The following is an 11811-nucleotide window of genomic DNA, read 5'->3' on the forward strand; positions in this document are numbered from 1 at the left end:
GGGCCGGCCCGCCGGAACGGGCCCGGCGGACACGGGCTCGGCGGGCGTGGGCCCGCCCGGCGTGGGCCCGGAACCCGCCGGCCCGGCGGGCACGGCCGGCAGGAGCGCGCCGAGACCGGCAGAGACGAGCACACCGATCGACAGCGTCAGGCCGAGATCGCGCACGAACGGCAGCGGTGAGAGGAGCAACGTCGCGAAACTCGCCGCGGTGGCGGCGGCGACGGTCAGCACGACCCGGCGCCGGGCGTTGCGGGTGAAGTAGGTCGGGTAGTAGCTGCCGATCCCGAGCAGCACCGGCAGGAAGGCCACCACGCCCAGGGACAGCGGCCTGCCCGCCCAGCCCAGGATCGCCAGCGTCAGGCCGATCGCGACCAGCGTCGAGGCCAGTGGGAGCAGGCGCCGGCGCCGGCGGGTCCACGGCACGAACAGGAAGCAGGCACCGATCAGGACGACGGCGATGCCGCCGAGGCGCGGGGCCTCGGAGCGGACCTGGTCGCTGACACCGGCCGCGAGCACCGGCACCCCGGACACCGTCACCCGCACACCGTCGAAGCCCGCGCCGCGCACGGTGTCGCGCACCCGGCCGACCAGGCGCTGCGCGGCGCCGGCGTCGATGCCCTGGCGCGGGCGGACGAGCACCGCCACCGCGTTCTGCGAGGGCACCACGAACCGCCACTGGGGCCGTGGCGCCTGGCCCTGGGCGAAGACCACCGACTGGACGAACCGGGTGTTGCCCAGCGTCGGCAGCCCGGCGGGCAGCCCCTGCACGACCAGCGGGCCGTAACGCTGGTCGAACTGCGCGGCCGTGCGGTCACCGGCCTCGCGGGCCTTCTGCTCGGTCGCGCCGGCATCGCGCGCCGTGACCTCGGCGGTGGCCCGCACCGCGTCCCGGCGGCCGGCGAGCTCGGCGAGGAAGTCCTGCGTCTGCCCGGCGATCTGGTTCAGCGTCGTGGCGGGCCCGTAGACCGCGGCGACGTCGCCGAGCCCGGTCAGCTGCCCTTCCAGGCGCAGCAGGCGGTGCAGATGGTCGCTGTCGAGCAGCAGCCGCGGCTGCGTGCTCTCCAGCAGGATCACGACCGGGTCGCCGCCGAACGAGGAGGCCAGCTCGTCGAGCTGCTCCACGGTGCGGTCATGGGCCGGCAGGAACGAGCCGATCCCGGTCTCGACCCGGCTTCTCGCCAGGCCGCCGGCGATGAAGCCGGCGGCCAGCAGAGCGAGCAGGACAGCGAGGAGGGCGGGTAATCGCCTCCTGATCATCGCGGGTCCGGCTGCACACGCGGATACGGGTCGTTGCGCGGACCGGGGCTGGTGGACGCTCCCGCCGGCGGGAACGGGTTGGACTTGTTCAGCGGGCCGATGTTGGTGTTCAGCGGCAGGCCCTTGACCGACTGCTCGTTGAGGCCCAGGAAGATCCGCAGCGCCCGGCCGTTGGCGTCACCGGTGGCCGCCGACTGGCCGAAGTTGGTGAAGAACGCCACGATGTCGCGGCCGTAGGGGCGCAGGTAGGCCAGCATCGGGTTGACGTCGGCCAGGTCCACCCGCAGGCTCGGGATGAGCGCCGTGAGGTCGTCGGCGACGGGGGGCACCCGGGTGAGGGTGTCCGGCGCGGCGACCAGCACACCGTCCAGGGCGGGCAGCAGCCCGCGCAGGTCCGCCGAGGTCTGCGGGAGCTCGGTCAGCGCGGCCGAGAGGTCCGGTGCGGCGTCCTGGAGGTTCTTCGCGACCGGGGACAGCGCCGTGGCGATGTCGCGCAGCCCGGTGGTGGCGTTCCTGGTGGTGTCCAGCACGCCGGGCAGCTTACGCACGATCTCCGCCACCGGCACGCGGTTGTCCGCGGTGGCCTGGGCGAGCAGGTCCGCGTCCTCGACGAGCTGGCCGATCTGCCCCTGGCGGGTGTTGAGCGCGGCGAGCAGGGTGGCCGTCGAGCTGGTCACCTGCTCCAGGTCCTTCGACTGCGCGGCCAGGGCGTCGAGCGCGGTCTTGCCCTCGCGGCCGAGGTCGCCGAGGCCCTGCAGCGCCTGGGAGATGTTCTGCCTGCTGTCCTCGGTGGCCGCACCCAGCGACCGCACGCCGCTCGCGAGCGAGGCGCGGGTGTCCGCGTCCAGGCTCGCCAGCACGTCGTCGAGCTCGGTGGCGGGCCGGCCCGCGCCGTCGGGCAGCCGGGCGCCGCTGGGCAGCGCCGGCCCGTCGCCGTCCGCGATCTCCAGGAAGGTCTCGTTGACGAGGGTCTTCTCCCGCACCTGCACGACGGCGCCCTGGTGCAGGGGGTACGCGGAGTTCAGCTGTACCACGACGTCGGCGGTGCTGCCGTCGACGGAGAGCCTGTCCACCTTGCCGGCCTTGACCCCGGCCACCATCACGTCGGAGTCGTTGACGAGGTTGGACACCCTGGTCATGTGCAGCCCGACCTGATACCCCGAATCGGAGATCAGCGGCAGCTTGCCGCCGGAGTTCACCCAGAGGTAGCCGAACGTCAGCGCGCAGAAGGTCATGAACACCAGCAGGAACGCCAGCCGGACGACCGGCATCACGGCGTGGGGGATCCGCATCGCGACCGTCTACCTCACCGTCGGAGTGGACAGGGACTTCAGGCCGGTGACCGGCAGCGAGCTGGGGGTGACCTCGAGCAGGGCGCGCAGGATCCCGCCGTTGGCGTCCGCCAGGCTTGTCATCGACCGGGTGTTGAGGATGAAGCCGCCGAGGTCGGGCAGGTACGACACGAGCGTGGCGGTGACCGGGTCCAGCCGCCCGGTGCTTGCCGTCAGATCCGGCAGCGCCGCGTTCAGCTGCCCGACGTAGGGCCGCAGGTCCTTGACCACCGGGTCGGCCTTCCGCACGACCGGGCCGAGCTGGTCGAGGGTCTTGTCCAGCTGCCGCAGCGTGCCGTCGAGCCTGGTCAGCGAGCCGGGCAGGGACGACGAGGCGCCCTTGAGGCTGTCCAGCGCCGGGTCCAGCTGGCCGCTGAGCTCCTGCACCGCCTCGGTGGCCAGCCTGAGCTGGCTGGTCAGGTCGGGCAGCTGGGCGAGCGCGGAGTCGGCCGCCGAGCTGTGCTCCCCCACCGCGCCCAGCGTCGTCTGCAGCGAGTCGGCGAGCGTGCGCAGCCGGCCGTCGTCACCGCCGATGGCCGTGGAGATCTGGCTGAGCGCGGTGATCAGCCGCTGGATGGTGTCCCGGCGGGTCTGCAGCGAGGCGAGCACCGGCTGGAGGCGGGTCACCACCGTGTCGGTGGCGGTCAGGCCCTCCGGGAGATCCTGCGGCGCGGAGGCCAGCGCCGCGTCGGACTCCTCCAGCAGGGCGGTCAGCGCGGAGCGGGCGTTGTCGTCGAGGTGGCCGAGCACCTCGTCGATCTGGACCGGCCGCTGCGAGCTCGCCAGCAGCAGCGTGCCGCCCGCGGGCAGCCGCCTGCCCTGCTGCGCGGAGCCGGGGCTCAGCTCGACGTACATCTCGTTGAGCGGGCTCTTCGGCCGCAGGACGACGTGGGCGTTGTCGTAGACCCGGTACTTCGGGTCGATGGCGAGCTCGAGCCGGGCGTGCCCGGCGTTGTCGACGTCCGCGCCCACGATCTCGCCGGCCGCTACCCCGGCGATGCGCACCTCCTGGCCGTGGCCGGGGCTGACCCCGGGGGTGCCGGCGAAGGTCGCGTAGAAGGTGAACTTGTTGTCCCAGGGCACGCTGAGCCGCTGGTTGCTCAGGATGATGCTGCCGGAGATCCCGGCCAGCGTGATGAGCCCCACCAGCGCCAGCACGTTGCGCTTGAGACCGGGCTCGCTCCCGATCCGCCCCCAGATCCGCCGGAGGCGCTGTACACCGCTGCTCATCGCGGCTGGGCTCCCTTCTGCAGCGCGGCCCCGGTCTGGTTGGACAGCCCGACGAGCAGCTGCTCGAGGCTGATCGGCAGACCGCCGACCGAGCCCGCCCCGACACCGGGCTGCAGGGCGATCAGGGCCCCGTTGCGGTCGGAGAGCACCGAGGTGCGGGCGAGCGTGGTGGCCATGTATGCCAGCTCCTGGTAGATGGGCTTGTCCGAACTGGCCGCCGCGTACGGCCCGGTGCCGTGGTACGGCGCGAGCACGAACTGCTTGACCGGTCCGTCGATCCGGTCGAGCACGGGGCCGCTGAGGTCGTCGAGGGCGGTGGTGGCCTGCCGGCCGGCCGGCACCAGGTCCTGCACGAGCGGGCGGGCGTCGACCAGGACGCCGCGCAGCTGGTTGACCACCGGCCGCGCCTCGGCCAGCACGGGGTCCGCGGTCGCCAGCACGGTGTCCAGCTTGCGCACCACCGGCTGCGCCGGCCCGGAGGTGTCGCGCAGCTTCTCCAGCGTCGTCTTCAGCCGGGCCAGGCCCGCGTCGGTGGCGTCCAGGGTGGACGGCAGGCCGGAGACCGCGGTGGCGATGTCGCTCGTGCGCCGGGAGAGCACCGAGGTGGTGGTGCCCAGGTCCGTGACGATGGCGTCGAGCTGGCCCTGCTTGTCGATGAGCTCGCGCGCGGTGGCCTCCAGGCTGGTCACCAGCTGGGGCAGGTCGGTGTCGGGGTTGCTGCCCAGCGCCGCGCCGGCCACCGCCGCGGCCGGGTCCAGGGTGTCCGGCGCGTGGGCCACGAGCTGGTCGACCGCCTCGCGCCCGCCGTTGCCCAGCGTCTCGTCGAGGCTGCTGGTCGACTTGCGCAGGCCCTCGAGCGCGGACGGCTGCAGCGCGGCGGCGACCTTGTCCAGCTCCACCGGCAGCTTGGTGCGCTCTACCGGGATGGAGCCGGTGAACGTGCCGGGCCGGCCACCGGGGACCAGGTCGATGAAGTAGTTGCCGCCGAGCAGGGTGGTCGGGCGGATCACCGCGCTCGGCTCGGAGCCGAGCTTGGCGCGGATGTCCCCGTCCACCTTCACCGTGACCCGCGCGTCGCCGTTGTCGGTCTCCCGGACGCCGGTGACCACGCCGACCGGTACGAACGCCACCTTGACCTGGCTGCGGTAGGGCGCCAGCCGGTTGTCGGCGGCGAAGCTGATGTCGAGGCTGTCCCCGGACCGCAGGGTGACGAGGATGCGGTTCTTGTTGAACAACGCCAGGCCGGCCAGCAGCGAGACGATGATGAACAGCACCCCGAGCCGCAGCGGCGTCACACGTGGGCGTCTTGTGATCGCGGCCATGTCAGCCCCTCACCTCCGGTTCCCGAGCAGCGACGTGCTCTTGTCACGGGCGGCCTGTCCGGGGGCCGGGTAGGCGTTGCGGTTGGTGAGCGGATCCCGCAGCGGCAGGATGCCGCTGACCGTCTCGGTGCCGATGACCGGGTAGATCCGCAGCCAGTGCCCCGCGGCGTCCCCGTCGGAGAGCGCGTCCGTCATGTAGCTGAAGAACAGCGACACCTCCGGCGCGTACGGCGCGGCGGCCGCCAGCGGCTGCCGGGCGTCGCTCAGTGCCTGGACCAGCTTCGGCGCCAGCGGTTTCGCGTCGCTGAGGACCTTCGTCAGCTGGGGCACCACCGGGTCGGCCTGGCCCGCCACGCCGGGGACCTTCTCCAGCGGGGGCACGCCCTCGCGCAGCACGCCCCGGACGTCCTCGGTGGCGTTGCCGAGCGCGACGGCGCCCGGCCGCAGGCTGGTCACCGCCTGGCCGGTCCGGGCCAGCGGTGCGCGCAGCTGGTCGAGCGCGCCTCGGGCGTCGGCCAGCGTCTGCGGGGCCTTGTCCAGGGTGGCGCCGAGCGGGGCCTGGTTGTCGACGTCGAGCGCCTGCAGGGTCGTGTTGACCCGGTCGACCAGTTCGGCCAGCTGCTGCTGGTGCCCCTCGAAGGACCGGGACAGGCTGTCGGCGGCGCGCAGCAGTTCGGTGAGGTCCGCGCCGTTGTCCACCGACAGCGCCCGGGAGACCGTGGCGAGGTCGGGCAGCTCCTGCGGCAGCGCGCCGGCGACGTCCTTGAAGTCCTGGGCGTGGCCGCCCGCTCCCCCGCCGGCCTCGCGCAGCGTCGAGCCCAGGGCGTCGCGGGTGGGCTGGTCGAGCACCCGCAGCACGTCGGAGAGCTCCTGGGCGTCCCCGGTCTTCGAGGCCGGGATGATCTCGTTGCGGCCCAGTTCCCCGGTGCCCGGCGTGCCCGGCCGGAAGTCCACGTACTTCTGCCCCAGGGCGGAGCGCGCGGCCACCGTGGCGGTCAGCGCCGACGCGTCGCGGTAGATCCTGCGCCCCTTGTTGAACCCGAGGGTGACCAGCGGTCTGCCGTCGACGATGCGGACGTCCCTGACCTGTCCGGCCCGGACGCCGGCGATGCGGACGTCGTCGCCGGTGCGCAGCGAGCCGACCTCGTCGAAGGCCGCCTTCACGGTGCGCCCCCTCGTACCGGGCAGTCCGCTGCTGGCGGTGAGCGCGACGTAGATGGAAAGCGCGAACGCCACCACCAGTCCGGCGCCGATCAGGAGCGGGCGCTGGCGTGCCCAGCCCGCCGTCCCGCCTGCCATCAGCTGCCTCCGAGCAGGAAGCCGAGCATGCCACTCTCCTGTTGCTGGTTGAGGCCGGTGACACCGCCGTCCGCGGTCGGAGCGGGGGCGAGCAGGCCGCTGAGGATGCCGGTGACACCGCCCGTCCCCCCCGCCGGGCCGCCGCCCGGCTGCTGGGGCCCGGTCACCGCCGGGTCGAGCGGCTGGCCACTGGGATTCTTGGTCAGGGGCAGCGGTGAGCCGCCGACGCCGAGGTTGGAACCGAGCCCGGGAACCAGGCCGGTGAGGATGTCCGGGGTGACCACGACCATCCCGCGGAAGTAGTGCGACAGCCCGTCCGAGCCGTTGGTGGCCAGCGCCCAGTACTTGATGAAGTTGAAGACGTTGACGATGTTGTCGCTGAGCTCGCCGACGAGCGGCTTGAGCGAGGACGCGGCCGCCACCGTGTCCGGCCCGCTGGGGCGCAGTGTGCTGACCACCGGCCTGGCCTCGTCGAGCAGCGACTGTGCCTTCGCCAGCACCGGGTCCAGGCTCGCCAGCGCGGGGTCGGCCGTGGCGGCGAACCGGTCGAGCTCGGCGCTTATCCGGGTGAGGTTGTCGGTGGTGGGACGGATCGCCTGCAGGGTCGGTACGGCGGCTGTCGCCGTCGAGGTCAGCTCGGCGAGCGTGGCCCGCGCGCTGGCGAGGGTGTCCGGCAGCTCCGCGAGGGTCCGCTCGAGCACCTGCTGCCTGGCCGCCGTGGTGCCCAGCAGCCGCTGGGTGGAGCCGACCAGGTCGTCGAGGGTCCTGCCGCCGTCGCGCGCGAGCGCGTCCGCGACCGGCTCGACGTTGTCCACCAGGTTGTTCAGCAGGGTGTTCTGCTCGTCGAGCACCTTCGCCAGGGAGCCGGTGTCGCGCATCGCCGGCGCGAGCGCCCGGACGGCGTCGTCGATGTTGCCGCCGTTGCCCTGCAGGCCCTCGCCGAGCACGGTCACCAGCGCGGCCAGGGACTCGCCGGTCGGCTCGTCGATGGTGTTGAGCACCTCGTCGAGGTCGGTGTTCCGCCCGGTCTGCGTGGCCGGGATCACACCTCCGCGCGGCAGCGCGGGCGCGGCCGGACTGCCCTGGTCGAGTTCCAGGAAGCGCTCGCCGAGCAGGCTGAGCGGACGCACGGTCAGCCGGGCGTCGGTGTGCAGCGGCATCGCGGCCGGGTCGAGCTCCATCGTCACGTCCGCGTGGCCGTCCGGGTCCACCCGCATGCCCGCGATCCGGCCGACCTTGACGCCTTTCAGCTTGACCTCGTTGCCCGTCAGCAGCGGGCTGGCGTCGTTGAACCTCGCGTGCACCACCCAGCTGGACGGGCTGCCGTTCGCCACCAGCCCGGTGGTCGTGGCGGCGGTGGCCAGCAGCGTCACCAGCGCGACCCCGACCAGCCGCGGCAGCGGCCCGCGGCTGCGGCTGCGGCTGGGCGCCAGGTTCCTTCTTCTCGGGCTCGTCCTTCTCGGGTTCGTCATCGAGCGCTGCTCCCGAAGGCGTCGGTCCAGGGCTGGTTGCCGATGGCGCCGGGCAACGGGTAGGGGTCGTTGCGCAGACCAGGCACGAGCACGCCCGGGTTGTTGTCGAGGCTGGCGACGCTGGCCTGGATGTGGCCTCGCGCGTAGTGGCCGTTGGCGTCGTAGTTGGCGAAGGACGACCCCCACTGGCTGAGGAAGGACACCGCCTCCGGTGTGTACGGGCGCAGGAAGGCGAACGCCGGCTGCAGGTAGTCCGTCGCGGCGGTGACCCCGGGCACGGCGGCGTGCGCCTGGTCGAGCAGCCCGGGTGTGATGTCCAGCAGCTCGTCCGCAGCCACCAGGGTCGGGCGCAGGTCGGCGATGACCGGGCGCAGGTCCGCGAGCAGCGGCCGGAGGTTGCGCGACACCGGCGGCAGCTTCTCGGTCGCGGGACGCAGGTCGTTCAGCAGCGGCACGGCCTTGTCCGCGACCCCGGGTACCACGGCCAGCGTGCTGTTCGCCTGGTCCAGCGTGCCGGGCAGTTTCTGCAACGACGTCGACAGCTGCTGGCGCTGCCCGGCCACCACCGAGGTCAGGTGCGTCAGGTCGTTGATGACGCCGCGCAGGTTGTCGTCGCGGGCCGCGAGCGTGCCGGTCAGCTGGTTCAGGGTGACGACCAGGTTCTTGATCGCCGGGCCGTCGGTGCCGATCCCCTTGAGCACCTGGCCCACGGCGGACAGCGCGGGGCCGGCCGACCGCACGGTGGCCTGGACGTCCTGCTCGTTGCCGCGCAGTGTGCCGTCGAGCTCGCGTACCAGCGACGACAGGTGGGCGCGGGTCTCAGGATCGAGCGCGTTGAGGATCTGGTCCAGCTCCATCGGCTGGTCCATCGTCCCCTCGAGCATCCCCCCGGACGGGATCCGCGGGCTGCCCGACGGCCCGTCGTGGACCTCCACCAGCCGCTCCCCCAGCAGCGCCTTCCATGCGACGGAGACGGTCGCGCCGGAGTGCAGCGGCGCATGGCCGGAGTCGAGGGTGAGCTCGAGGTACGCCTTGCCGTCCTTGACCTTGATATCGGAGACGGAGCCGGCCTCGAAGCCGTTCACCATCACCGAGCCGCCCTTGACAATGTTGGTCGCCGACCCCAGCAGCACCCCGACCCGGTAGTCGTTGCCGAACAGCGTCCAGCCGCTCGCGACCACCACGGCCACGGCGGCCAGCGCGACCAGCCCGATCCTTCTCATCCTCTGTCAGTCCATTCCCAGGGGCCCGGCCGATTCGCCGGACAGGAACTGCCGGACAAACGGGTTGTCGGAGTTGAAGGCCTCTTCGGTCTCGCCGTAGTGAATGACCTTGCCCTTCCAGATCACACCCACGTAGTCGCTGACCTTGCGCGCCGTGCGGATGTCGTGGGTCACCAGCATGTAGGTGCCCTTGTGCCGGCTGTGCATTTCCAGGATCAGGTCGTTGAGCAGGCTCGTGCGTACCGGGTCCAGACCGGAGTCCGGCTCGTCGAACAGCACGATGTCCGGGTTCATCACCAGTGCCCGCGCGAAACCGGCGCGCTTGCGCATACCACCGGAGACCTCGCTCGGATACTTGGTCAGCGACCGCTCCAGGCCCACCTCGGCGAGCCTCTCCAGCACGATGTCGGAGATCTCGGGCTCGGACATGTCGGTGTGCTTGCGCAGCGGGAAGGCGGTGTTGTCGTAGATGTTCATCGACCCGAACAGCGCGCCGTCCTGGAACAGCACGCCGAACCGCTTGCGTATTTCGTAGCGCTCGCGCTCGGAGATCCGCCAGATGTCCTGGCCGAAGATGAGGACCTCACCGGCGTCGGGTGCGAGCAGCCCGACAAGATGCTTGATCATAACGCTCTTGCCGGTACCGGACGGGCCGAGAATCGTGGTGATCGCGTCGTCCACGAAGTTCAGGTTCAGCCCCTGGAGCACGCGGAAGTCACCGAACGCCTTGTGCACGTTGCGTACTTCCATGCTGTGCACGCGACGGTCGGGGTCCGGCAGCCCCGGCTCGGGCAGCGACATCCCAGGGATGATCTCGGCAGAATTCTGCGTAGGCACTTGTCCTCCTGACGGCTACCAGTCGGCGCTAGTTCGCGATCGGGGCGTTGGGACTGAGCCCCCAGAAAAGCTGCGTGGTGAGCAGCCCGATGACATGGATGAGGACCATGTTCAGCATCATCGATTTCGCGGTGTTCTTGCCGACCCCGACGGATCCACCGCTGGCGGTGTAGCCGTAGTAACAACTGACGAACACGATCGTCGTGCCCATCGACAACATCTTGATCATTGAGAAGAGAAAGTCGAGCGGATTCTGGTAGAGCCAGAATATGTAGTTGTAGCCGCCGGCGGACACCCCGCCCAGCTGCACGACGGTCACCAGGTACATCGATATGTACATGAGGCCGAGCCCGACCGTGAACAGGAACGGCATCGCTATCCAGGCGGCCATGATCCGGGTACCGACCAGATAGCTGCGCGACCGGACGCCCATGACCTCCATGGCGTCGATCTCGTCGGCGATCCGCATCGAGCCGATCTCGGCGACCAGCCCGCAGCCGACCTTCGCCGCGAAGATGTAGCCGTACATGTACGGCGCCATCTCGCGCAGCGAGCAGTAGGCGTTGAAAATGCCCGAGTACAGCGGGGCGCCGATCTGCTTGAGGGTGTAGCTGGCCTCCAGCCCGCACTGCATCCCCATGATGAACTGCATCGACCAGATGATCAGGCCGCTGGACAGGATCAGGATGCCGGCCTGGTGGAAGACCTCCGAGGTGTAGTGACGGATGTCGCCGAAGTCGCGGATGGTCCGGGCCGAGAACTGGGCGATCTCGCCACCGGTGGTGACGGCCTGTTTCACCCCGCGCTGCATACCGCCCAGCGTGATCACGGTATCCTGCGGCTTCGGCGCCGCGACACGCGGCTGCCCGCGCCGGTCGAACTCGTCCACTGATGTGGTCATGATCGTTCGGCCCTTACTTGAAGACCTGCATGTCGGGGTTGAGCCCGAGCAAGATGGTCGTGAAGACGTAGTTGAAGATCCAGATGGCGGCGAAGGAGATGACCACGGCCTGGTTGACCGCGCGTCCCACGCCGATCGGCCCGCCCTGGGTGTGCAGGCCCTTGTAGCAGCACACGACCCCGATGAGCAGGCCGAAGATCGTCGTTTTCGCGACGCTGGCCCACACGTCGGTGACGGTGGCGTTGGCGAAGAAGTTCTCGAAGAACGCGCCGCTGTTGGCACCGAGCACCCACACCGAGGCCAGGTAGCCGCCGAGCACGCCGAACGCGAGCGCGACCAGGTCGAGCAGCCCGGTCATGAGCGTGATCGCCAGCACCCGTGGGACGATCAGGGTACGGATGGGATCGACGCCGAGCACCTCCATCGCGTCGATCTCCTCACGGATCCGGCGGGCGCCGAGGTCCGCGGTCATCGCGGTGCCCATGACACCGGCGACCACCATCGCGTTGATCCACGGGGCGAACTCGCGGACGCTGGCCATGATGAAGAAGGAGCCGAGACGTTCGGGGATGCCGAAGAGCAGGAAGAGGTTGCCGCCCTGCAGGCCCGGCGCGCCGAAGCCGAACGCCGTGCAGGACACCATCATCGGTATCCAGCACAGCTTGAGGATGTCGAACATCTGGTCGCGCACGGCGCCCCAGTAGCCGACGGGGTGACGGATGGCGCTGCCGAAGACCTGCCCGGCCAGCTGCACCATCTCCCCGCCCTGCTGCAGCGGCCGGCGGACGGCGCCAACCCATTTCGGCGCCTTGTTCCTGCGCACCCGGCGGCGGGTGCCGGGAACCGACGGGGCGGCCGCGGCCGGCACGCTCATGCGCGCTCACCCGCCGACCGCGCGCCGACGCGGCCACCGCGCCCGCGGCTGACGCTGACGGCACC

General features: G+C 71.2%; 9 protein-coding genes and 1 pseudogene. All 10 read right to left on the reverse strand.

Going from position 1 to position 11811, the window contains the following annotated elements:
- Window positions 1-1257, reverse strand: a pseudogene (locus tag NBW84_RS10130) (RND transporter); the annotation flags it as partial.
- A complete protein-coding gene (locus NBW84_RS10135) occupies window positions 1254-2549 on the reverse strand; it encodes an MlaD family protein (RefSeq protein WP_250283919.1) in 1296 nt (431 codons plus the stop codon). The gene NBW84_RS10135 and the pseudogene NBW84_RS10130, both read right to left, overlap by 4 nt.
- Window positions 2550-2558: 9 nt before the next feature.
- Window positions 2559-3818 carry an MlaD family protein gene (locus tag NBW84_RS10140; protein ID WP_250283921.1) on the reverse strand — a complete coding sequence of 420 codons (1260 nt, stop codon included), beginning with the start codon at window positions 3816-3818 and terminating at the stop codon, window positions 2559-2561.
- The gene (locus NBW84_RS10145; RefSeq protein WP_250283923.1) at window positions 3815-5113 is read right to left on the reverse strand and encodes an MlaD family protein; all 1299 of its coding nucleotides are present in this window, start codon (window positions 5111-5113) and stop codon (window positions 3815-3817) included. The genes NBW84_RS10140 and NBW84_RS10145 overlap by 4 nt, the downstream gene beginning before the upstream one ends.
- A 36-nt stretch (window positions 5114-5149) precedes the next feature.
- Window positions 5150-6439 carry an MlaD family protein gene (locus NBW84_RS10150; RefSeq protein WP_250283926.1) on the reverse strand — a complete coding sequence of 430 codons (1290 nt, stop codon included), beginning with the start codon at window positions 6437-6439 and terminating at the stop codon, window positions 5150-5152.
- A complete protein-coding gene (locus NBW84_RS10155) occupies window positions 6439-7911 on the reverse strand; it encodes an MlaD family protein (protein ID WP_250283927.1) in 1473 nt (490 codons plus the stop codon). The genes NBW84_RS10150 and NBW84_RS10155 overlap by 1 nt, the downstream gene beginning before the upstream one ends.
- Window positions 7908-9134, reverse strand: coding sequence for an MlaD family protein (locus NBW84_RS10160; RefSeq protein ID WP_250283929.1), 1227 nt, complete (start codon window positions 9132-9134; stop codon window positions 7908-7910). Before NBW84_RS10160 ends, NBW84_RS10155 begins: the two co-directional genes overlap by 4 nt.
- 6 nt (window positions 9135-9140) lie before the next feature.
- Window positions 9141-9935, reverse strand: a complete 795-nt coding sequence (locus NBW84_RS10165; RefSeq protein ID WP_445548348.1) for an ABC transporter ATP-binding protein — start codon at window positions 9933-9935, stop codon at window positions 9141-9143.
- A 64-nt stretch (window positions 9936-9999) separates the two neighbouring features.
- Entirely contained in the window at window positions 10000-10872 is an 873-nt protein-coding gene (locus tag NBW84_RS10170; RefSeq protein WP_250283933.1) for an ABC transporter permease, read from the reverse strand.
- A 13-nt stretch (window positions 10873-10885) separates the two neighbouring features.
- The gene (locus NBW84_RS10175; protein ID WP_250283934.1) at window positions 10886-11746 is read right to left on the reverse strand and encodes an MlaE family ABC transporter permease; all 861 of its coding nucleotides are present in this window, start codon (window positions 11744-11746) and stop codon (window positions 10886-10888) included.
- Window positions 11747-11811 lie beyond the last annotated feature (65 nt).

Source organism: Protofrankia sp. CiP1_Cm_nod2 (assembly GCF_920664355.1).
In the GTDB taxonomy this organism is placed as follows: domain Bacteria; phylum Actinomycetota; class Actinomycetes; order Frankiales; family Frankiaceae; genus Protofrankia.

Bases quoted from the DNA above. Each gene is read 5' to 3' on its own strand.
- NBW84_RS10135 (WP_250283919.1), bottom strand. From the start codon at position 2,549: ATGCGGATCCCCCACGCCGTGATGCCGGTCGTCCGGCTGGCGTTCCTG.
- NBW84_RS10140 (WP_250283921.1), bottom strand. From the start codon at position 3,818: ATGAGCAGCGGTGTACAGCGCCTCCGGCGGATCTGGGGGCGGATCGGG.
- NBW84_RS10150 (WP_250283926.1), bottom strand. From the start codon at position 6,439: ATGGCAGGCGGGACGGCGGGCTGGGCACGCCAGCGCCCGCTCCTGATC.
- NBW84_RS10155 (WP_250283927.1), bottom strand. From the start codon at position 7,911: ATGACGAACCCGAGAAGGACGAGCCCGAGAAGAAGGAACCTGGCGCCC.
- NBW84_RS10160 (WP_250283929.1), bottom strand. From the start codon at position 9,134: ATGAGAAGGATCGGGCTGGTCGCGCTGGCCGCCGTGGCCGTGGTGGTC.
- NBW84_RS10165 (WP_445548348.1), bottom strand. From the start codon at position 9,935: ATGTCGCTGCCCGAGCCGGGGCTGCCGGACCCCGACCGTCGCGTGCAC.
- NBW84_RS10170 (WP_250283933.1), bottom strand. From the start codon at position 10,872: ATGACCACATCAGTGGACGAGTTCGACCGGCGCGGGCAGCCGCGTGTC.
- NBW84_RS10175 (WP_250283934.1), bottom strand. From the start codon at position 11,746: ATGAGCGTGCCGGCCGCGGCCGCCCCGTCGGTTCCCGGCACCCGCCGC.